This is a genomic window from Pseudomonas asuensis (assembly GCF_014646755.1).
Lineage (GTDB): Bacteria > Pseudomonadota > Gammaproteobacteria > Pseudomonadales > Pseudomonadaceae > Chryseomonas > Chryseomonas asuensis.
In genome coordinates, this window is sequence record NZ_BMNW01000004.1 from 352,081 (window position 1) to 374,114 (window position 22,034).

A 22,034-nucleotide genomic window follows, 5' to 3' on the forward strand; every position below is an offset into this window, starting at 1 on the left:
ATGACATTACTTAACGAGCACGAGCAGCGACAGGTCGCTGAAGCCATCACTCGGGTTGAGCGCGATACCGACGCAGAGTTGGTGACCGTGCTGGCAGCCCGAGCCGATGACTACACCTATATTCCACTGCTTTGGGCCAGCTTGATCGCACTGATCATCCCGGGCGCAATCAACTATTATCCTGGCTGGCTAAGCCCTCATGAATTGCTGTTAACCCAGTGGGCAACATTGATAGTGTTGAGCCTGATCTTTCGCCTTCCGGCTATCACGACGCGGCTGATTCCCCGGCAAGTGCGCTGCTGGCGGGCCTCCAACCTGGCACGCCGTCAATTTCTTGAGCACAACCTTCACCACACTCAGGCCGAAACCGGCATGCTGATCTTTGTCTCCGAGGCCGAACGCTATGTGGAAATCCTGGTGGATCGGGGAATTTCACAAAAACTGAGTGACGAAACCTGGCAGTCGATCATCGCAACCTTTACGCAACAGATTCGCCGCGGCGAGACGCTTCAGGGCTTTCTGACCTGTATCGAAGCATGCGGCGAGCACCTGAAGCACCACCTGCCGGCTACCCATACGCGTAATGAGTTGCCGGATCGGTTGATCATCCTGTCCTGAGAGACAGGCGTTTTCCTTGTTTGATGCGGGCCACCTTCGGCCCGTGACAGGTTATCTTCCTTGCAAACGACCACTACGATTCCACGCTATCCCGTGATGGTGCTGATCCTCGGCGCGCTGGCTTGTATCGGCCCCATGTCGATCGATGCCTACCTGCCAGCCTTTGGCGCCATTGGCCGTGACTTTCAGCTGACCCCGGAAAAGACCCAATTAACGCTCGGGCTGTACATGCTGGCCTTTGCATTCATGACCCTGCTTCATGGCACCCTGTCCGACTCGTTCGGCCGCCGTCGTGTCATCCTGACGGCACTGGTGGTCTACATCGCCGGCTCGCTGGTTGCTGCGCTCGGCCCCAGCTTTGACTGGCTGCTCGCAGGCCGTATCTGCCAGGGACTATCTGCCGGTGCAGGCATGGTCGTGGGACAGGCCATCGTAACGGACTGTTATAAGGGGCCAGTGGCCCAAAAGACCATGTCCTACATCATCATGGTATTTAGCGTGTCTCCAGCGTTCGCGCCTATCATTGGTGGCTATTTGTCAGAACACACCGGTTGGCGAGGCGTCTTCTTTTTCCTGGCCGGCCTTGCTGTTTTCAGTGCTTCGCTTTGTGCGTTTTTCATGCCGGAAACCCTGTCACCGGAGCGTAGGCAGGCATTCGACTTAAGCGTCCTGTCGCGTAATTACGGGCGAGTGATACGGGACGGGCAGTTCATGGCCCGAGCGGTAGTATTCGGCGCGCTGTTTGGCGGCTTCGCCTTTCTGATAGGCGCTGCCCCTGACTTCGTCACCCATGTCCTGGGGCTGGCTGAGACCGACTTTGGTTATCTGTTCATTCCCATCGTGATTGGTTTGACCAGCGGCTCCTTTCTGGCAGCCCGGCTTTCCTCACAGCTACCGTCCGGCCGCCTGATTGGTTTTGCCTACCTCATGCTTGGGCTGAGCTGCCTGATCAACCTGACCTACACCGGGCTTGCTACCGACTTGAACGTCTACGCGGCCGTTATCCCGCACGGGCTGTTTGTCTTTGGCCTTTCACTGGGCATACCCACTATGACCTTGCGAATCCTCGAGCGCGTACCGGAGCTTTCCGGCACCGCGGCTTCGGTATTAGGGTTTGTCCAGATGATCTTCTTCTCAGTTGTCAGCGGCTGGCTTGCCCCCTTGGTATACGGCAGCGCATTTCGTCTGGCCGTGGCGCTATCCATTGGCGTCGTTGTGAGCGGCCTGGGCTGGGCGCTGGTTGGATTCCTGGCCAACAGGAATAAACCAGCTCCCGTGCCCAAAGCGTAGCCTTACAAAGTTATTCGTTTGGCACGTTTTCTCGTCATGAGCCAACAGGCTTAACGGGACTGGCAGTACGATAAGAAAGCATCAATATCTTTCGAACATAACAGCGGAGATACCTTGCGTATCTCTTCTTCTGGCCAGTCCCACCAACAAGACTCCAAAAGCTGCGCCCTAACTGCTTCAGGAAATCTCCACTTCAAATGGCGCGCCGGGTTCCCGCCCACCACCTCATAAGGGGCTACATCCTTCGTCACTAACGCCCCAGCTGCAACAACAGCCCCGTGTCCGATACTAACCCCTGACAGGATCATGGCATTTGAACAAAGCCAGACATCACTGCCAATGACCACATCACCGTTAGTACCGCCGTAGTCGGTAATATGCGCAGCCTCATCAAGCATCGCAGGAAACGGGTAACAACTGATCCAATCGATACGATGATGACCCCCTAGAAATATCTGAACATTAGCGGCAATGGAGGTGTAAGAGCCAATCATCAGGGTCGAGCCTTCGTGCCAATCACTAACGGTTAAACCACCATAGGTACCTGTGCCTATGGTGTAGCTCGGGTATAGCTCCCTGAGCTTAGCGGTTTCTCGATGCAATTTAGGCAATCTTCGAATCGCTTTTCTAGCCGATCGGCTGCGCAGTTTTTCAAAAAACCCCATTACCTACTCCTATACGGTACGGCCAGATCCTAGCGCATTATTGTCGCATGTCTGTCTGATCCCAATGACGCATGCAATTGCACTTGACCCTATCGTAACGTGAGGCCTCAGGATCAATTCCGCACGTGAGAGAAAGGAGCAATTCGATGCTATTGAAAGTGGGTGAACTGGCCAAGCAATCGGGTCTTACGATTCGAACTCTTCACCATTACGACAGCATCGGCCTGCTGACACCTTCCACGCGCTCCGATGCCGGATACCGACTGTACAACCGGGCCGATATCGCCCGGCTGCACCAGATCCAGGCCCTGCGTGGCATGGGCCTCTCGCTGGCCGAGATCGGAACCCTTCTGACGCAGCCAGACGTTGCGCTCCTGACCATCACCGAGCAGCAGATCCGCCTGCTGGACCGGCAGATTACCCGGCAGACGAATCTGCGTAATCGCCTGGCAGACCTGCATCGCCAACTTAATGAAGGAAAGGAGCCTGACCTGGCCGACTGGTTGAAAACCCTGGAATTGATGACCATGTACGAACAGCATTTCGCCCCTGAAGACCTGAATGATCTGCCTTTCTACACCGCCGCCAACCAGCAGGTTTGGCACGCGCTGGTGAGGGAAGCCCATCAGCTCCTCCAGCAAGGGCTGCCTCCTGAGTCAGCTCAAGCGCAGTCGCTGGCACGGCGCTGGATGACGCTCCTGGAGCACAATACATCAACCAATCCGGCTCTGGCCGTGCGACTCAACGAGCTGTTCAGCCGCACGGCCCCTCTACAGGAACAGACGGGGGTCACCCCCGAGATGACCCGCTTTATCCTGAAGGCCTTTACGGCCAGCAAGCTTGCGCTCTATGAGCGGTATCTCACGCCCGAAGAGTTCACCTTCATGCAGGCGAACTATGCGGAGCAGATCCCTAAATGGCTGCCGCTTCTGGCCGATCTACGCCGCATCATGGATAACGGATTGCCGCCAGACTCTCCAGAAGCGTTGGAGCTGGCGCAACGCTGGATCACGTTGTTTACCGCTTATGCAGGCACGAACCCCGAGACCCACCAAAAATTGCGTCAGGCTCATGCCTGCGAGCCGCAACTGGCTGAAGGCACCTGGATGACAGACGATATTCAGCGCTATCTCGGTCAGGCTATGGCAGCACGGCCTGCCTAGTCCAGCCACCCTGATCCTGTGATCAGGGTTTGGCAAATGACAAGGACAACGAGGGCAGCTCCAGCGGAGGCTTGTTCAGCCAGGCCTCTTCTTCCGCCTGGGTCGGTACAAACCGGCTGCCTGTCGCCTCCTGTGGCACCCGACTAGCCAACGCAAAGGAGCCCATGCCGAGCGTACAGGTCGAGCAGGGATAGTGACTGGAGATGGCATAGTCACCCGTCAGGGCATGAAAATTCATTGTTCCGTTCTGTGCCAGTACGGCCTCGACTACGGCTTGCTGCTGGTGCTCAGTAAGCGTGACTGTCAAGACAGTCGAGTGATGGGTAATGGCCTCACGCGGAGGCTCATCATCGGCCAGGTCAAAAAGTGAACAAAAGAAATGGCTGATTCGCTCACCTAGAGAGCCTATAGAAGAACCCGCCGCCTCATTTTGAGGAGTTGAAACTGAGATATGCCGACCGGCTACACCTTTTGCGATCAACTCATGTCGGACATGCTCGGCTTCGCTTGGACAGCCGAAGGCTGCTTTGAGAATGTGCTCCATCGCTACCACCCTTTTTATTTATTGTGCTTACGGCCCGGTTAGCCAGGCCCGTCGGTCCAGGCAGACAGCGCTGCCGGAGGGGAGAAGGCTCATCTACCTGTCTGGGATTCTGCAACAAGGCGGAAGGGCTGGTGAGAGCATTTCGTCTGTTGGACACGCTCATAAGAGAGGCAGCAAACTTGCTGGTAGATAACCTAACGAAACGGTCCTGCTAAAGCCGCCGCGCTGGATAGCCTCTAGCGACTACATCCCGGATAAAAACGGTTTGATCTTTGAAACGAAGATGGCCTATCTGGGAACGGCACCGCAGGCCCAATGTCAAATCAATGTTTCAGACGAAAGGCCACGTCATCACCCCCGCAACACGCTGCGCTACTTCGTATAGCACAGGGACACAGTTGCCTGAGCGCAGAGTCGACCCAGGTTGAACACGGGCAAGACTCGAAACTGTCATGCTATCAGCAGGTCATACTCAATCGACAATGAGCCCTACATTCAACGTACCTGCTCATGGCCTAACATAAACTCATGCTCATTTGCATGAACTTGCTCACAGGCCTGCGCTACAGCTTTTCATTTTGTTCAGCGTCCGCGTAGGATTTCAGCATGTAATCAAACTGCCTGACTGCTTGAAAAGGAATTCAGCATGAAATGCCCTCACTGCAAACAAAGCATCAGCGCCTTCCACGCTGCACTCATCGGTCCGCCTGAGTCGGATGGAAGCCGATTGTGTCCCAAATGTGGAAAGCCCTTTACCTTGAAGCTCGATATTTTCAGAGCTATTCCTGCTGCTGCCAGCGGTGCTGCTGTCGCCCTGTTGATCGCGTTCAGGATTCCTTATATTGGCTTCCTGCTAGGCGCCTTTGTCCTGGTATTTTCGCTATACCTGACCTCGATGCGCCTGACCAAGCCTGCATCGGCTGAAGAGGAAGTTGTTTCGTAATAGATGGTCAGGCTGTCATACAAGGCGGACAGCCAGCCTGGGAAAGGAAGGGGTATTAGGACTTGGGCATGCCTTCGAGCATGTACTTTTCAAGTTCGACCCGGCAGGTAAGACGTGTACAGGCAAATACCCTGTTATTCCAGTCAGCCAGTTCCGAATAATCACTCTGTTCGAGCGTATCCAGAAAGCCCTTGAGGCGATAAGCCTCGCTTGCGCCAAGGCGCATCAAATCAAAGCCGTGATTGATCGCAACGATCTGCAGCAACTCGCTGACTCGTTCACCCCAAAAGACATGCTGCTCTTTGGGTACGAAACGTCCAACGCTGGACGCGGAGTGAAGATAGCTCATTCAGTATTTCCTGAAGAATATTCATTCAAATCCCTTAAGTTAATAGCGTTAACGCGAAGCCGAATTTCCTGTGGCTTCTACAATAAGTCGACACAGTAAAAGGAAACGTCGGGATCACAATGCTTTTTGCTTAAACGATTCTCTCGTGTTCAGGAATGATTCAGACTTCTACAGCACAACGTGAATCAGAGCACACAAATATTTAGTTAGCATACTCACTAACTCTTGACGCAAGGCCTTTTGCCATCAGTGCGTTTATTCAAGTTATAACCTTGACCGGTTTTGCGTCTATTAATTCTTTCATAACGCTATAAATCGACGGATTTCCCTTCTTGAATTCACGCCTGGGAATGCACAAGGGAGGTGTCTCGGTCGATAAACGCACAGGTGAAGCGTTTTGTGTCCGATTATCGGACATCTAGACCTTTTTCAAGGGATGCAATCGCATATGCTCGACTCATGCGGCCTATCTCCTCGGACGATGTATGCATACTGCCGAGGCCCTTGAATGAGGACATACAATGATCAATAAAATTGTCGAGAGCCTGAGCCAGGCTGTGGAAGATATTCACGATGGCGCGACGGTGATGATTGGCGGATTCGGCCCTTCCGGGCAGCCTTCAGAGCTGATTGATGCCCTGATTGCTCAAGGCGCGAAAGACCTGACCATCATCAATAACAATGCAGGCAATGGCGATACGGGTCTGGCAGCACTACTTAAGGCAGGCCAGGTTCGCAAAATTATCTGTTCGTTTCCACGCCAGACAGATTCTCATGTATTCGACGAGCTCTACCGTGCCGGCAAGATTGAGCTGGAGCTGGTCCCGCAGGGTAATCTGGCCGAGCGTATCCGCGCCGCCGGTGCCGGTATCGGTGCCTTTTTCACGCCGACCAGTTACGGCACCATTCTGGCAGAAGGCGTGGAAACACGAGAGATCAACGGCAAGCACTATGTCATTCAGTATCCCATCCATGCCGACTTTGCCCTGATTCGCGCCGACCGTGCCGACCGGTGGGGTAATCTGACTTATCGCAAGGCAGCACGTAATTTTGGGCCCATCATGGCAACCGCTGCGAAGACGACCCTTGTGCAGACGCGTGAAATCGTAGAGCTGGGCGAGATCGACCCTGAAGTCATCGTTACGCCAGGCATTTTCGTGCAACGCGTTGTCCGTGTTTCAGGAGATCAGTAATGAACAGACTCAATCGCAATCAGATCGCAGCCCGAGTCGCTCAAGACATCCCCGAGGGGGCCTATGTCAACCTGGGAATTGGACTGCCCACCATGGTGGCCAATCATTTACCCGCTGATCGTGAAATCTTCCTCCATAGCGAAAATGGCATCCTCGGCATGGGCCCGGCACCGGGGGAGGGCCAGGAAGACCCTGACCTGATCAACGCGGGTAAACAGCCTGTCACGCTACTGCCGGGTGGCGCCTTTTTCCACCATGCAGATTCGTTTGCCATGATGCGCGGCGGCCACCTGGATATCTGTGTGCTAGGTGCCTTTCAAGTATCTGCCAAAGGCGATCTGGCCAACTGGCATACCGGCGAGCCTGATGCCATTCCTGCTGTAGGGGGCGCCATGGACCTTGCTATTGGTGCCAAGCAGGTTTTTGTCATGATGGATCTTCTGACAAAAAGCGGGCAGAGCAAGCTGGTTGAGCATTGCACGTATCCATTGACTGGCGTGGGCTGCGTATCACGCGTCTATACCAACCTTGCAATCTTCGATATTGCTGACGGCAAGGTGTACGTAAGTGAACTTGTCGAAGGCCTGTCGCTGGATAGCCTCAAGGAAATGACCGGCCTTGCGCTGGTACAAAAGCCTGCCTGATAGTTACCCGAAGAGCGCGGCCCTGCCATAGATCTCACAAACCGCATGGTACCAGGTCCGCCTCTTCTGCCAACGTCATGGCCTTTCAAAAATACTCGTCTGCGCTTGTCTTGCTTGAAACAACTTTGCTGACAAAGCGTCACAAAGGTGTGTTAGTGTTCGCCGACTAGACACGCTGTTATTGGCACGTTTTATGACTAACGCCTTTTCCTGGCTGCTCACGCCGCCATAGCGCTCCATCCCGCCTCTGGCCTTGCCCGTATAGGCAGGCATGCTATTGCCTTGGTTTTTTATAAACTGCGGCGCTCTATGTTTTTCGCTTTGTTTAAAGTTTTGTTTAACTTTGGAATGCGCTCAACATAGCTATCATCATGATGATTAACGTTGGAGATAATGGAGCACCATTAGCTCATTATTAAACCAACTACTATCGAACCCGTAATTGATTAGTACATTACATGCTGATTAACGGCGGTCGATCAGGCTGGAGAAATATGAAAGTCTTAATTACAGGTCGAAGCGGTCAAGTCTCTCAGGCGTTGCAAAGAAACCTTAAAGACGATTATGAACTGCTTGTCCTTGGCCGTGATGCAATGGATCTTGCAAACGAAGAGGCCATTCGTGAAACCGTTCGACGTGTACAGCCAGACCTGATCATCAATGCTGCTGCCTATACCGCCGTAGACAAGGCTGAGACGGAGGTCGATATGGCCTTCAAGGTAAACGCCGAAGCCCCGCGAATTCTGGCAGAAGAAGCGGCAGCGCGAGACATTCCGTTTATTCACTACTCCACTGACTATGTCTTCGATGGTGATAAGCGTGAGCCTTATCGAGAAGATGACGCTACCCATCCCTCCAGTGTGTATGGCAAAAGCAAGCTTGCTGGCGAAAAGGCAGTCCAGGCGGTAGGCGGTAAATACCTGATCTTGCGAACCAGTTGGGTTTATTCCCAGGACGGAAACAACTTCGTTCTCACCATGCACCGCTTGTTGCAGGAAAAAGATGAGCTACGTGTTGTGGATGATCAGATTGGTATACCAACATGGTCCGATACGATTGCCTCAGCTACTGCACACCTCGTGAGGCGCATTACCGCAAATAATCCCGGCCCCTGGGGGATTTACCACCTTACTTCGACCGGCAAAACATCGTGGTTTGGCTTTACCAAAGCGATTGCTCATAAACTTGAAGAGCAGGGTAAATTACGTGCCCGGCTTTATCCCATTCCAACACGTGAATATCCGACTCCGGCGAAACGCCCGGCAAATTCACGATTGGACTGTTCAAGCATTCAGGCCAACTGGGATGTACAACTACCTGAGTGGAAAGATGCATTTGAACACTTCTGGCAGCAAAACTTTGCAGACCAGTAAAACCTCAGATAATTAGTATCAATGTAATACTTTATTGATAGCTCTTTTCAGAGGCAGTGATATCACGATTCACTAAATCTTCATATCAATAAAGGGCGCCGTAGCGCCCTTTATTTCAGCCTTTAAGCTCGGACAGAAGTTGATACGACCTGAGTCGGTCGGCATGTTCGTATACGTCGCAGGTAAAGATCAGCTCATCCGCATCGGTCTTTTCAAGCAACAGATCAATACGCTCGCGAACCTTTTCAGGGCCACCAATAATAGCCATGCCAAGCATGTTCATCACTGCGTCCCTTTCATGAGGTAACCACTCCGGGCTCATGTTACGAACAGGCGGACGGAGCACCAGGCTCTGGCCACGCATCAGCGCCAGAACACGCAGGTAAACGGTACTTGCCAAGTAATTCGCTTCTTCGTCACTGTCTGCCGCTACTAACGGTACACCCAGCATGACATAGGGTTTATCCAGCACTTCAGAAGGGCGGAAGTTCTCGCGGTACAGACGAATAGCCTCATGCATGTAGCGTGGTGCAAAGTGGGACGCAAAGGCATATGGCAAGCCTTTGGCTGCCGCCAGCTGTGCACTGAAAAGGCTTGAGCCTAGCAACCAGACAGGTATGCCACTGTCGACACCCGGCATGGCAATCACTTTTTGCCCCTCTTGCCGAGGGCCAAGGAAGTATTGCAGCTCTTCTACATCAGAAGGGAAATCATCAGCACTTCCCAAACGGTCGCGGCGCAACGCGTGAGCTGTCATCTGATCTGACCCGGGCGCACGGCCAAGTCCCAGATCGATACGGCCTGGATACAAGGCATTCAGCGTACCGAACTGCTCGGCGACAACCAGCGGGGCGTGGTTGGGCAACATGATGCCACCAGAGCCAATCCGGATTGTGGATGTACCGCCTGCCAAATAACCGAGCAACACGGCAGTAGCGGAGCTGGCAATACCGTCCATGTTGTGGTGTTCAGCCACCCAGAACCGGTTATAACCCAGCCGTTCTGCATGGCGCGCGAGATCTAACGAGTTGTGCAAGGCTTGCGCAGCAGTGCCATCATCTCGTACCGGTGCCAGATCCAGAACGGAAATAGCGGTGTCTTTGAGTTGGGTCATGCAGAAATCTCCTCGTTAGCTGCAGCAGGCTCTTCAACGTGGCGCTGCCGCGCGGCCAGATCATAAGTATCGCGCGCCTGTTGAATAAGCGGCTGCGACTGAGCGGCCCAATCAGCCAATGCTCGAATAGGAATAACCAGGCTTTGCCCGATTTCGGTCAGGCCGTACTCCACCTGAGGCGGCGTGGATGGAATAACCGTTCGGGTAATGAGTCCATCGCGCTCCAGATTGCGCAAAGTGACAGTCAGCATCCGTTGGGAAATTCCCTCAATCTGACGTCTGAGCTCATTGAAACGCAGCGGCCCGTTATCCAGCTTGAAAACAGCCAGCACTGACCAGGCATCGCCTACACGGTCCAACACATCACGAATGGGGCAGTCGTGGTTTTTCAGTCGTCGGCGCCCAGTAGCGGACTTGTTCGAATCGTCCATGGCAACCTCGCTGATGATGCTTACATTATGAGTTCACTGTACGCCCCTAAGGGAGTTATTAAAAGTAACCTAGGTATTCTTAGTGACTATAGCGTAGATAGGATGAGTCAATCAGACGTTACGATAGGGGAGGAACCCGGCATGGCAAAAGCCATACCGGAAAGACAATGATCAGGCAAAGCCGACTACAGCGTGAGGAACATAAGGCTCCTCAAGGCGGGCAATTTCTTCTGCTGTCAGCCTAAGCGAGAGCGCAGCAACGGCGTCCTCCAAATGCTGCGGCTTGGAGGCACCAATGATTGGTGCGCTGATGCCGGGCTTTTGTAGTACCCAAGCCAATGCCACCTGCGCTCGAGGCACACCGCGCTCATGAGCGATCTCGGCGACACGCTCCACCACGCGGCGATCCGCATCCGCTGTGTTCGCATAAAGGCTCTTGCCAAACTCGTCGCTCTCAACCCGTGCGCTGCTGGCGTCCCAGTCACGAGTCAACCGCCCGCGCGCCATGGGGCTCCAGGGAATCACCCCAATACCTTCATCATGGCAGAGCGGCAGCATTTCACGCTCTTCTTCACGGTACAGCAGGTTCACGTAATTCTGCATAGTGACGAAACGGGTCCAGCCGTTACGGTCGGCCACATGCAAGGCTTTGGCAAACTGCTAGGCATACATGCTGGACGCACCAATGTGCAGCGCCTTACCGGCCTTCACTACATCATGCAGCGCCTCCATGGTCTCCTCGATGGGTGTTTCGTAATCCCACCGATGGATCTGGTACAGGTCTACATAGTCAGTACCCAGGCGCTTGAGGCTGGCATCGATGCTGGCAAAAATCGCCTTACGCGACAGACCACCGACGTTGGGCTTGTTGCGCATCGGGAAATAAACCTTGGTTGCCAGCACGATCTCGTCACGCTGGGCAAAGTCCTTCAACGCGCTGCCGACGATTTCTTCACTGGTGCCATCGGAATAGGCATTCGCGGTATCAAAGAAATTGATACCCATGTCGAGGGCTTTCTTAAGCAGCGGGCGACTCTCTTCTTCGCCCATCGTCCACGGATGATTGCCACGCTCAGGCACGCCGTAAGTCATGCAGCCCAGACACAGCGGGGAGATTTTCAGGCCCGTAGACCCGAGGTTTTTATAGTCCATGACGACTCCTTTAGATAGATCGAGGCGGAGAAAGAGCAGGTCATAGGCTGACCACAACCCTGGCCATTTGCTCCGGCCTTTTTACCTTACCCTGATGAACACCACCTGTACGCCTTACCTTTCGCCGCACCCCCGACGAACTTTGCCCACCATCCGATTTCACATATAACTTGAGTCAACCCACAGGAGAAAAACCATGAAAAAGACAGCATCTGCTGTATGGCAAGGTGGTTTAAAGGACGGTAAAGGTACGATTTCCACTGGCAGTGGCGCGCTGAAGGAAAATCCTTACGGCTTTAATACCCGCTTCGAAGAACAGCCCGGCACAAATCCGGAAGAGCTGATCGGCGCAGCACATGCGGGCTGCTTCTCCATGGCATTTTCCATGATGCTAGGCATGGAGAACTTCACGGCCGAGCGTATCGAGACCAAGGCCGCGGTTACACTGGACAAGGTTGGCGAAGGCTTTGAAATCACTTCAATCGATCTGACCATGTCGGCCAAGATCCCGGGTATCGACAATGAGCAGTTCCAGACAATCGCCAACAAGGCGAAGGAAGGCTGCCCGGTATCGAAGGTACTGAATGCCAAGATCAGCCTGGATGCAACACTGCTGAACTGACGTTCCAACTCAGTGCCTGGCTGTTATCCCCAGGTACTGAGTATTCCTAAGGTTTATGCCTGCTTTGCACATTGAACCCAGCAACAGGGATCTGTGGATTCTTTTAACGCTCCCGGTAAATATCTACTTTTATCCACAAGCGCATTTTGCGGCTTCGGATACATCGTGCTTAGCTCTGCTGGCGGATTATCTTTAGTAGCCCAAGCCGTTATCTCTATTCTTACCTGTATACAGTCTTGCTAGGATTTATCTGGGTTGGATAAATATCCATTTGCTCAATAATAGATAACCTTATCCACAGCCCTTTAAAGCCATTTGTGATTCCCTGTTTAGACCAGCATCCAGTCGCCTGAAAAGGGCAGACTACCGTATAGGTACATGCCTTTGTCTAAACACAGATGAGCTTTAAGACCCTGCCAACTGCTGCCGGAGTTCAGCCAGCACGGGAGCACTCTCCGGTCGTACACCACGCCAGAGGTAGAACGCTTCGGCAGCCTGCTCGACCAACATGCCCAGGCCGTCCAGTACTTGAGTTGCACCGTGAGCACTCGACCACCGACAGAAAGGCGTCGGCTCTTTGCTGTACATCATGTCGTACGTGACCGTTATACCGGCGCGGATCAACGCAGGCGAGATCGGAGGCACGTCACCCGAAAGACTGGCGGCCGTGCCATTGATGATAAGGTCGAACGGCTCGGTTTGAAGACTGAAAGCTGCTGCCTCAATAGCTCCTAGCGATGCAAACTCCCGCGCCAGTTGTAAGGCCTTGCTCTCAGTACGGTTGGCGATAACCAACGCGGCAGGACGCTCGGCCAGAATAGGTTCCAATACACCGCGCACTGCACCGCCAGCGCCGAGAATAAGAATGCGCTTATCGGTCAGAGAGAGACCTGCATTCACTGTCAGATCACGGACCAGCCCGGCACCGTCTGTGTTATCGCCTAACAAAGTGCCATCTTCCCGCTTCTTCAGCGTATTTACTGCACCGGCACGCCGGGCACGCTCCGTCAGTTCATCAGCGAATCGAAAGGCATCTTCTTTAAATGGAACCGTTACGTTGGCGCCTGCTGCCTCGGTAAAGAACTCGCGCGCGCTACGCTCGAATTCGCCAAGCGGCGCAAGCCATGTGTCATATCGCATCGCTTGACCTACTTGCTCGGCAAAACGGCTATGGATAGCAGGCGACTTGCTATGGGCAACGGGGTTACCAATGACGGCGTAACGGTCCATGGAATATCCTTGGGCAAGATCAATAAAGGAGTATCAGGTATTGGCCAGCCAGTCACGGTCAGTCAGGAAGAACTCCGTCAATCGCGCTTCTGCGCTGCCAGGCTCTGGCTTCCAGTCGTAACCCCAGCGCACAACGGGCGGCAGGGACATCAGGATCGACTCGGTACGGCCGCCTGACTGTAGACCGAAGAGTGTGCCCCGGTCATATACCAGGTTGAACTCGACATAGCGACCACGGCGGTACGCCTGGAATTCGCGCTGCGCTTCCGTGAAGGGCTCGTTACGACGACGCTGCACGATGGGTAGGTAGGCAGTCAGATAGGCATCGCCAATAGCCCTGATGAAGGCAAAACTGGTCTCGAAGTCCCATTCGTTCAAGTCATCAAAGAACAGACCGCCAATGCCGCGCGGCTCGTTCCGATGCTTGATCTGGAAGTAACGATCACACCAGGCCTTGTAACGTGGATAGACATCCTCACCAAACGGCGCGCAGGCATCCCGTGCTACCCGATGCCAGTGAATGCAGTCTTCCTCGTTACCATAATAAGGCGTCAAATCCAGACCGCCGCCAAACCACCAGACCGGTTCTTCGCCGTCTTTTTCGGCAATGAAGAAACGCACATTGGCATGGGAGGTAGGCACATTCGGATTTTCCGGGTGGATCACCAGTGAGACACCCATGGCTTCGAAGCTACGGCCCGCCAGTTCAGGTCGATGGGCGCTGGCGGAAGGCGGCATGCTATCGCCATGTACATGGGAGAAATTCACACCTCCCTTTTCGATCACAGCGCCATCGCCGATCACGCGTGTACGACCACCGCCACCGGTGGGGCGGGTCCAGGCCTCTTCCATGAAGCGGGCCCGGCCGTCCTCAGCTTCCAAGGTCTGACAGATGCGATCCTGTAGATCGAGCAGGTATGCCTTTACGGCTTCGATTCGGTCATTCACGGTCATCACCTGGAGTAGGGCAGGGTAAAGAAAGTCATGGATCATACCATTGGAGGGCGCTTTCCCGGTTGACGAAGGCCTTCGCAAGGGATTGGATTAGGGCTCAGCCACTATTCTTATAAGGAAACTCCCATGGCAAAACGTATCCAGTTCAGCCGCACCGGCGGCCCGGAAGTGCTCGAATATGTCGATTTTACGCCTGCCGAACCAGGGCCGAACGAGGTACGTGTCCGCAACGAAGCCATTGGGCTCAACTTTATCGATACCTACTACCGGGGCGGTTTGTATCCTCTCAGCACCCTGCCGTCCGGGCTGGGGAGTGAAGGCGCGGGCATCGTCGAGGCCATCGGTAGCAGCGTAACCCGCTTCAAGGTAGGTGATCGAATTGCCTATGCTACCGGCCCACTGGGCGCTTATGCCGAGGTCCATACCCTGCCGGAACGTAGCCTGGTGCATCTGCCTGCCAGTGTCAGCTTCGAGCAGGCCGCTGCGGTCATGCTTAAGGGATTGACCGTTCAATATCTACTACGCCAGACCTATCGTGTCGAAGCAGGTGAAACCATCCTGTTTCATGCGGCAGCCGGTGGGGTTGGCTCCCTGGCCTGCCAATGGGCCAAGTCATTAGGCGTACGCCTGATCGGTACAGTGGGTTCTGCGGCCAAGGCCGAGCATGCTCGCCGCCTGGGCGCATGGGAAACGATCAATTACAAGGAGGAAGACATCGCCAAGCGAGTCCTTGAGTTGACCGATGGCAAGAAATGTCCCGTCGTCTACGACAGCGTAGGCAAAGACACCTGGGAGGCCTCACTGGACTGCGTCTCGCCGCGAGGCCTGATGGTCAGTTTTGGTAATTCATCCGGGGCTGTGACAGGCGTCAACCTTGCGATCCTGAACCAGAAAGGTTCGCTATTTGTCACACGTCCATCCCTGGCAGGTTATGCCGATACGCCGGAATGGCTGCAATCCATGGCAGACGAACTTTTTGGCTTGGTCGCCAGCGGTACGCTCAAGATCGAGATCAACCAACGCTATCCGCTATCCGAAGCCGCTCAGGCGCACCGTGCGCTGACTGGCAGGGAGACAACGGGGTCGACCGTTCTGATACTAGAGCGGTCATAAGTGCAGGAAAGGAGGCAAGCCTCGCTTGTCTCCTCTGTAGTACCGCTGATTTGGAGCCTGTGTCGATCGTATGCCTCATCAAGCCCTTCTCGCTGCGATACTCGACAGCGCTACGGATTACGCCATCATTACCACGGACCTGGAAGGGCGACTGACCAGCTGGAATGCAGGCGCCCAGACGTTATTCGGCTGGACCGAGGCCGAGGCTATTGGTCAGTCTGCTGAAATCCTGCTTAATTCCGAAGACCTTGTAAGCCCTATCCTTCATCAGGAGCGGCAATCAGCCCGAACGAAAGGCCATGTGAATAGCGAGCGCTGGTATGTACGCCGCGATGGCACGCGGTTCTGGGGAAGCGCACGTACCGTACCTCTGGCGAAAGAGGGCATTCATCTCGGCTTTCTGCTGACCCTACGAGATCGGACCCAATCCTTGTATGCCGAACGTGACCGTGACCGCCTGACAGATGTGCTCAGTCGTCGCGTGACTCAGCTCAAGGCGCTGGCCGAAGCCACCCGGACGATTGCCTCAGCGCCCAATATGAAAACGACCCTAGACGCTATTACCGAGCAGGCCCGCCTGATCGTAGGGGCGCACCAGGCCGTAGTCAGCATGACCCAGGGAGAGGATTGGAGCCAATCCATTACCAGCGTGTCACTCTCTGAAAAGTATGCCCAGTGGCGGCATCTTGATGCCCCTCCTAGCGGCAGTGGCATCTATGCCATGGTCTGTGAAACCAATCAGCCTCTGCGCATGACCCAGGCTGAAATGGAAGCTCATATACGCTGGAAAAGCTTTGGTACGTATGCCAGCGAACATCCACCCATGCGTGGCTGGCTGGCCGTCCCGCTGATCAGCCACAAGGGCGCTAACTTAGGCCTGATCCAACTTTCGGACAAGTTTACGGGTGAATTTGACGAGGCAGACGAGGCCATCGTAGTGCAGTTGGCGCAGTTCGCTTCGGTTGCCATCGAGAAGGCAAGAGCCCAGGATCAGCTTCACCAGAGCGAGTCTCGGCTACAGCTCGAAAGCGGATTGCTGACCAGTGTGCTGGAGCAGGCGCCTCTGGGCATTTCCATCTCCGAGGCAGGGACCGGGCGGTCCCTGATGCTCAATAAGCAGATACAGGTCCAGCTTGGCATTACGCCGGGAGGGGAGGATCTGCATCGTTATGAGCATCTCGGGGCCATCCATCCCGACGGCCGACCTTATACCGTCCAGGATTACCCTACCGTACGGGCGCTCACGTACGGAAAACCTGTCCCTCCGGAACCCATGATTTATTGTCGGGCAGACGGGACCATTCGCACATTTGAGGTCTCCAGCGCGCCTGTTCGTAATGCAGCAGGAGAGGTTGTTGCGTCAGTAACTGTCTCCATCGATATCGAAGACCGGCTACAGGCTGAAGCCACCCTGCAGGATCGTACCAACCGCCTGTCCACACTGATCAATCAGGCCGCGGTAGGCATTTGTCAGACGGACCTCAACGGCACCATCGTGCTCGTCAATAGACGCTACTGCGACATCCTGGGGCGCTCCGAAGAAGAATTGATCGGCAGTAATGTTGATGCGCTGACCTATCAGGCAGACCGGCAAACCAGCTGGATGCTGACTCAGCAGATGTTCAAGACAGGGGAGCCCTATTTACTAGATAAACGCTATATCCGCCCTGACGGCTCCCCTGTCTGGGCCAGCCTGCACGTCTCGCTAGCTCATGATTCAGACGGCATTCCGCAATACGTGAGTGCAGTAGTCGTCGACATTACTCAACGCAAGCAGGTTGAGGCATCGCTGCACTTGTCCAACCAGCGCTTTCGTGCAGCAGTTGATGCCGTTCAGGGCGTACTGTGGACCAACAATGCCAGGGGTCGCATGATAGGCGAGCAGCCAGCCTGGAGCGCCCTGACCGGCCAAACCTATGCAGAGTACCAAGGCACCGGCTGGACACGTGTCCTGCATCCCGAGGATGCGCCTCGCTCGCTCAAACGATGGCGCGCTGCCTTGCGCGGACGCAAGGTGTTCCACGATGAACAGCGTGTTCGCTGTCAAAATGGTAAATGGCGAATCTTTTCGGTCCGGGCGATTCCGGTTATCGAAGAAGGCATCATTTGTGAATGGGTAGGCGTACATACTGACATCACTGAGATTCGTCAGGCCGAACAGCATTTGCGTCAACTGAACGAGACCCTGGAGCAGCGTGTTGCGCAGCGAACCGCCGAACGCGACCGCACCTGGGCACTGTCGGATGATCTGCTAGGCGTATTCGCTGGTGACCGCTGGCAAAGTCTTAATCCTGCCTGGACGCGCCAATTAGGCTGGTCCACCGCAGAGCTGCTAGGCTTCGAGCCCTCCCGCCTGGAATATCCTGACGATCCATCGCCCACCCAACACTTCCGCCAACTCACTATAGGCGAGACGCTTAATGGCCTTCGTAGCCGTTACCGAGCCCGCTCCGGCGAGTGGCACTGGATCGATTGGAAGGCCACTGCCGATAAAGACGGACAGGTTTATGTCTTTGCACGGGATGTCACGGCTGAAGTAGAAGCGGCGGTGATGCTAAAACAGACCGAAGAAGCCCTGCGCCAGTCCCAAAAAATGGAAGCTGTCGGCCAACTCACCGGCGGTATTGCCCATGACTTCAATAACCTGCTGACTGGCATCATTGGTTCACTGGAAATCATGAAGCGCCGAATTGGCAACCAGCAGCTTCAAGGGCTGGAGCGTTATATGGAGGCCGCCAGTGTTTCGGCTCATCGCGCGGCCACATTGACGCAACGCTTGCTGGCTTTTGCACGTCGCCAGACGCTCGATCCCCAGCCTATCGACCTAAATGACCTGGTTACCTCGCTGGAGGATCTGGTCCGTCGTACCCTTGGCGAGCACATCGAAATCATTACTCAACTGCACCCCAACCTCTGGCACGCCCTGTCCGATACCAATCAGTTGGAGAACGCCCTGTTGAACCTGGTGATCAATGCGCGAGATGCCATGCCTGAAGGTGGCACACTCGTGCTCAAGACAGGTCACTTCTTCAACGAGGCTGCCCATCCCCTAGGGGATTTAAATCCCGGCCATTACGTGACATTGACAGTACGTGACAGCGGCACGGGTATGAGCCCGGAGGTGGTAGCCAAAGCCTTTGACCCGTTCTTCACCACCAAACCGATCGGGCAGGGCACCGGCCTGGGTTTGTCGATGATCTATGGCTTTGTAAAGCAGTCTGGCGGTCACGTCACACTGCAAAGCGAAGTAGGGCAAGGCACGACGATCACCCTGTATTTTCCCCGGGCGCTTCAAGCAGACGTCATAGACGAGGGCGAGATTGAATCTGTTGTAATTCCAGGAAATGGCGAATCCATTCTTGTTGTTGGGGATGATTCCGCTGTTCGTCTGCTGGTCGTCGAAGTCCTCGATGAGCTAGGGTATTCAGCACAGGATACTCACCATGCCCATGAGGCTCTGGCTATCCTGGAATCCAATACACCAGTGGATCTGTTGATCACCGATGTGGGGCTTCCCGGCATGAGCGGCACGCAACTGGCCGAGCGAGCGCGGGCATCACGTCCCACCCTGAAAATCCTCTTCATGACTGGTTACGCGGGCGAAACCGTCCAACCCAAAGGTAATCTAGCAGAAGGCACCGCTATTATTGGTAAACCCTTCCTCATTGATGAGCTGGCCAACCGGGTCCGCCATATACTTGCCGACGAACCCCTTAATTGACTGTCGCCCCAGATAAACTCCTTATCAGGGCCGGAAGACCTGACCGGTTTCAAGATCACGAATAACGCTGGGGCTCCTGCGGCCCCCGAGCGCTCCGCCCAGCACAGCGTCCAATTCCTTGGAAAAGTATTGCTCCACCTTGAGGCGCGAGCGGGCTGCTGGGCGTCCCGCCGGGTTGGCGGAGGTAGAAATAATCGGACCTGCCAATGCACACAGCTCACGCACTAATGGGTGGTCCGTTACACGCAAGGCCACCGTTTGATGCACGCCCGTTACCCAGCCCGGCAAGCGGTTCTGGTGTGGTACCAGCCAGGTATTGGGCCCCGGCCAAGTGCTCGATAGCTTGTCCTTCCATTCCTTGGGCAGATCATGCAGTAGAAAATCGAACTGCCTGATGTTATCAGCCACCACAATCAAACCCTTTTCCAGCGGACGCTGCTTGATACGTAGCAACCGATAGACCGCAGCCGCATCCCAGGGATCACATCCCAGGCCCCAGACTGCCTCGGTCGGGTAGGCGATTACACCGCCGTGGCGTATGACGTGAGCAGCATATTGAACGCGCCAGCAGCTGAGCATCGGTTCACTCCTGTCCATAAAAAGATCACGAGTTTAACCGAGACTCGCCCGTCACGCTCGATAGACCCAAACTCCATTTTCACGCGCCACACGGCCGTCTAGTTCAAGCTCTGTCAGCTCGGCCAACAAATGAGAAACCTCGTAACCACTGAGTTGGGCAAGCGTCTCGCTGTTCTGGGGTGAGGCCCTTAATAAGTCCAGTAATGGATGCGTTTCACGTGGAACATCTGCCGGATCTGGCGCAACGGTTAAAGGCAGAGAAGCTTGCCCAAAGGGTACTTGCCACCCCCTGAGCGACTCCAGAATATGCTCAATGCTCTCGACGAGCTGTGCACCCTCACGAACCAGCTGATGACATCCGCGTGCGCCGGGATGATGAATGGAGCCAGGAATGGCGAACACTTCGCGTCCTTGCTCTGCTGCCAGCCGCGCTGTGATCAGGGAGCCACTCGAAGGACTCGCCTCGACCACAAGTACACCGAGTGATAACCCGCTGATGATACGGTTACGCCGCGGAAAGTTGGCGGCATTCGGTGCAGCATCCAGTGGCAACTCTGATACCAGCGCACCGCCGTGTTCGACGATACGACGAGCCAAGCTGGTATGGCGGCGAGGATAGAGTCGCTCAAGTCCTGTGCCCAATACGGCAACCGTAGCGCCGCTGGCTTCCAGCGCACCTTCGTGAGCTGCACCATCGACACCGAGCGCAAGGCCGCTGGTTACGCAGAAACCTGCCGCCGCAAGGCTTCTGGAAAAGCGGCGAGCGTTATCGAGCCCATAGGCGCTCGCCTGACGGCTGCCGACCAGAGCGAGCTGAGGCCGCTCCAGCAGTTCCACGGCTCCCGCTACATAGAGCAGAGGCGGCGCGCCTTTGGTTTCGGCCAGCAGTGCGGGGTAGCGGGGGTCATCCCAACACAGCAGATGATGATGACTGCTTTCCAGCCAGGCGAGGGCATGGGCAGCGCGCTCACGGGTTTCTACCGTGCGCCGTGCCTGTGCGCATACGGCAGGAATACCTAACGCCTGCCAAGCAGAAGCAGGTGCACTGAGCGCAGCAGAAGCAGTGCCAAAGGCATGGATCAGATGGAGAAACCGGCGAGGACCAATTTCAGGGAGGCTATGCAAACGCAGGCGGGCTTCGAGCTCCGCTGGAGAAGAAAACGACATACGATCATCCTTGATCGTGGCGCAGCCCTTGAAAGGCTGCGCCAGTATGACTATTTAAGGATTACGGACCTTGTCCATAACAGAGAGCTGGCGACTCGCATTAAGAATCAGGCCATAGCTGAGCTTGTCGTAGGCACGAAAGATCATCATCAGCCCGGACCGCTCGTCAGGTATCTTGACGTTATCACCGGTTACACGGTCGCGTACCGTTTCGCCAGTCTTGTAGACGGCCAGTACGTTGCCTTCAACCAGGCCATCACGTGCGCCCTTGTTGACGATGACCACATCAAATTGGCCGATCTGGGTAACACCACGTGGAACATCAAGGATGATACCGTTGACGTCTCTTTCAGGCGCACTGGGCATGAAGGTCGAGTTAACCACACGTTGCTCTGTAGGGAAGAGGCGATCGCCCAGGCGAACCTCTTCATTGGACCGGCTGAGCACCAACGTTGTCATGTCACCTTCAGAAGTGATTTTGTCACCACTGCCCACGTAGTCGGCATTGATGCCCAAAAATTCTCCAGTCTGAGGATCTCGATATGCCTTGCCCTGCCGATAAATACTGTAGGCAGGCTGATCCTCGGTGAAATGACCACGGGCGTAAACCCGGTCACCAGCACCACTGACAACACGCTCAGCGTTGCCGGCTACGATATAGGGGGCTGTCTTGAATTGGCTGGCATCATCAATGACACGATTCGACAACAGGAAGCTGTTAATGGCTTCCAGCGGAATCGTTGGGATCGCTTCGGCAACCGGTGTCGACCGGACGGTAGGCGACAGCTTGATCGTCCCGCGGGACTCGCCACGGTTAAGCATCAGCCGAGGCTGACCATCAACGTAGACAAGATTCAGTCTATCGCCGGGATAGATCAAATGCGGGTTTTCGACCTGTGGGTTGGCATGCCATATTTCTGGCCACTGCCAGGGCTTGCTCAAAAATTTGCCGGAAATATCCCAAAGGGTATCGCCGCGCACCACCGTGTAACTGTCTGGATGCCCTTGGCGCAGCTGTACGTCGGCCTGCACCCAACTGCTAGCCGCCACCAGCAACAGGGCGAACAACGATTTCCTCATCCGGTGAATCCCTTTACTATGTGCAATATGCAAAAAAACCCTGAGGGAATGCCCCAATCACTCCCTGGCGGGGCTATTAAATCAACGCT

General features: G+C 55.0%; 20 protein-coding genes and 1 pseudogene. 10 read left to right on the forward strand and 11 right to left on the reverse strand.

Annotated elements, in window-relative coordinates; genetic code table 11:
• Positions 1-618: a TPM domain-containing protein gene (locus IEX86_RS11160; RefSeq protein ID WP_188866189.1), complete on the forward strand. Its 618-nt coding sequence runs from the start codon at positions 1-3 to the stop codon at positions 616-618.
• 60 nt (positions 619-678) lie between these two features.
• Entirely contained in the window at positions 679-1,908 is a 1,230-nt protein-coding gene (locus IEX86_RS11165; protein WP_188866190.1) for a multidrug effflux MFS transporter, read from the forward strand.
• A 50-nt stretch (positions 1,909-1,958) separates the two neighbouring features.
• Here the strand turns inward: IEX86_RS11165 and IEX86_RS11170 are convergent, their stop codons facing one another.
• Positions 1,959-2,573, reverse strand: a complete 615-nt coding sequence (locus IEX86_RS11170) for a CatB-related O-acetyltransferase (RefSeq protein WP_188866191.1) — start codon at positions 2,571-2,573, stop codon at positions 1,959-1,961.
• A gap of 146 nt (positions 2,574-2,719) precedes the next feature.
• Between IEX86_RS11170 and IEX86_RS11175 the strand changes: the two genes are divergently transcribed.
• Positions 2,720-3,736 (forward strand): MerR family transcriptional regulator, encoded by a 1,017-nt coding sequence (locus IEX86_RS11175; RefSeq protein WP_188866192.1) that lies wholly within the window; start codon positions 2,720-2,722, stop codon positions 3,734-3,736.
• A gap of 22 nt (positions 3,737-3,758) precedes the next feature.
• On the opposite strand, the gene IEX86_RS11180 is transcribed toward IEX86_RS11175, so the two are convergent.
• Entirely contained in the window at positions 3,759-4,280 is a 522-nt protein-coding gene (locus IEX86_RS11180) for a hypothetical protein (RefSeq protein WP_188866193.1), read from the reverse strand.
• A 646-nt stretch (positions 4,281-4,926) separates the two neighbouring features.
• Here IEX86_RS11180 and IEX86_RS11185 point away from each other — a divergent pair.
• Entirely contained in the window at positions 4,927-5,223 is a 297-nt protein-coding gene (locus tag IEX86_RS11185; protein ID WP_188866194.1) for a hypothetical protein, read from the forward strand.
• Between the two features lie 55 nt (positions 5,224-5,278).
• Here the strand turns inward: IEX86_RS11185 and IEX86_RS11190 are convergent, their stop codons facing one another.
• Positions 5,279-5,572 (reverse strand): hypothetical protein, encoded by a 294-nt coding sequence (locus IEX86_RS11190; RefSeq protein WP_188866195.1) that lies wholly within the window; start codon positions 5,570-5,572, stop codon positions 5,279-5,281.
• 521 nt (positions 5,573-6,093) lie between these two features.
• On the opposite strand from IEX86_RS11190, the gene IEX86_RS11195 reads away from it, so the two are divergent.
• The 3 genes from IEX86_RS11195 (at position 6,094) to rfbD (ending at position 8,782) form a co-directional block, all read left to right on the forward strand.
• On the forward strand, positions 6,094-6,765 hold the full coding sequence (locus IEX86_RS11195) for a 3-oxoacid CoA-transferase subunit A (RefSeq protein ID WP_188866196.1): 672 nt from the start codon (positions 6,094-6,096) through the stop codon (positions 6,763-6,765).
• Positions 6,765-7,409, forward strand: a complete 645-nt coding sequence (locus IEX86_RS11200) for a 3-oxoacid CoA-transferase subunit B (RefSeq protein ID WP_188866197.1) — start codon at positions 6,765-6,767, stop codon at positions 7,407-7,409. The genes IEX86_RS11195 and IEX86_RS11200 overlap by 1 nt, the downstream gene beginning before the upstream one ends.
• A 494-nt stretch (positions 7,410-7,903) precedes the next feature.
• The gene (gene rfbD / locus IEX86_RS11205) at positions 7,904-8,782 is read left to right on the forward strand and encodes a dTDP-4-dehydrorhamnose reductase (RefSeq protein ID WP_188866198.1); all 879 of its coding nucleotides are present in this window, start codon (positions 7,904-7,906) and stop codon (positions 8,780-8,782) included.
• A 115-nt stretch (positions 8,783-8,897) separates the two neighbouring features.
• On the opposite strand, the gene IEX86_RS11210 is transcribed toward rfbD, so the two are convergent.
• The 3 genes and pseudogenes from IEX86_RS11210 to IEX86_RS11220 all read right to left on the reverse strand — a co-directional run bounded on the left by IEX86_RS11210 (position 8,898) and on the right by IEX86_RS11220 (position 11,479).
• Positions 8,898-9,896, reverse strand: a complete 999-nt coding sequence (locus IEX86_RS11210) for an LLM class flavin-dependent oxidoreductase (protein WP_188866199.1) — start codon at positions 9,894-9,896, stop codon at positions 8,898-8,900.
• Positions 9,893-10,327 carry a winged helix-turn-helix transcriptional regulator gene (locus IEX86_RS11215; RefSeq protein WP_188866200.1) on the reverse strand — a complete coding sequence of 145 codons (435 nt, stop codon included), beginning with the start codon at positions 10,325-10,327 and terminating at the stop codon, positions 9,893-9,895. The genes IEX86_RS11210 and IEX86_RS11215 overlap by 4 nt, the downstream gene beginning before the upstream one ends.
• A 171-nt stretch (positions 10,328-10,498) precedes the next feature.
• Positions 10,499-11,479, reverse strand: a pseudogene (locus IEX86_RS11220) (aldo/keto reductase).
• Between the two features lie 196 nt (positions 11,480-11,675).
• Between IEX86_RS11220 and IEX86_RS11225 the strand changes: the two are divergent.
• Positions 11,676-12,101 (forward strand): OsmC family protein, encoded by a 426-nt coding sequence (locus IEX86_RS11225; protein WP_188866201.1) that lies wholly within the window; start codon positions 11,676-11,678, stop codon positions 12,099-12,101.
• A gap of 405 nt (positions 12,102-12,506) precedes the next feature.
• On the opposite strand, the gene aroE is transcribed toward IEX86_RS11225, so the two are convergent.
• Positions 12,507-13,331 carry a shikimate dehydrogenase gene (aroE, locus tag IEX86_RS11230; protein ID WP_188866202.1) on the reverse strand — a complete coding sequence of 275 codons (825 nt, stop codon included), beginning with the start codon at positions 13,329-13,331 and terminating at the stop codon, positions 12,507-12,509.
• Positions 13,332-13,364: 33 nt separating this feature from the next.
• Positions 13,365-14,279 carry an oxygen-dependent coproporphyrinogen oxidase gene (hemF, locus tag IEX86_RS11235; RefSeq protein WP_188866203.1) on the reverse strand — a complete coding sequence of 305 codons (915 nt, stop codon included), beginning with the start codon at positions 14,277-14,279 and terminating at the stop codon, positions 13,365-13,367.
• 132 nt (positions 14,280-14,411) lie between these two features.
• On the opposite strand from hemF, the gene IEX86_RS11240 reads away from it, so the two are divergent.
• The gene (locus tag IEX86_RS11240; protein WP_188866204.1) at positions 14,412-15,398 is read left to right on the forward strand and encodes an NADPH:quinone reductase; all 987 of its coding nucleotides are present in this window, start codon (positions 14,412-14,414) and stop codon (positions 15,396-15,398) included.
• A 70-nt stretch (positions 15,399-15,468) separates the two neighbouring features.
• Positions 15,469-19,119 carry a PAS domain S-box protein gene (locus IEX86_RS11245; RefSeq protein ID WP_188866205.1) on the forward strand — a complete coding sequence of 1,217 codons (3,651 nt, stop codon included), beginning with the start codon at positions 15,469-15,471 and terminating at the stop codon, positions 19,117-19,119.
• Positions 19,120-19,143: 24 nt separating this feature from the next.
• Here the strand turns inward: IEX86_RS11245 and tsaC are convergent, their stop codons facing one another.
• From tsaC to IEX86_RS11260, 3 genes are read right to left on the reverse strand one after another with little or no spacing between them, the layout of a single operon-like run.
• Positions 19,144-19,698: an L-threonylcarbamoyladenylate synthase type 1 TsaC gene (gene tsaC / locus IEX86_RS11250; RefSeq protein WP_188866206.1), complete on the reverse strand. Its 555-nt coding sequence runs from the start codon at positions 19,696-19,698 to the stop codon at positions 19,144-19,146.
• A gap of 51 nt (positions 19,699-19,749) precedes the next feature.
• Complete coding sequence (gene dprA, locus IEX86_RS11255; RefSeq protein ID WP_188866207.1) at positions 19,750-20,865, reverse strand: DNA-processing protein DprA; 1,116 nt, start codon at positions 20,863-20,865, stop codon at positions 19,750-19,752.
• 54 nt (positions 20,866-20,919) lie between these two features.
• A complete protein-coding gene (locus IEX86_RS11260; protein ID WP_188866208.1) occupies positions 20,920-21,945 on the reverse strand; it encodes a LysM peptidoglycan-binding domain-containing protein in 1,026 nt (341 codons plus the stop codon).
• Between the last annotated feature and the right edge of the window lie 89 nt (positions 21,946-22,034).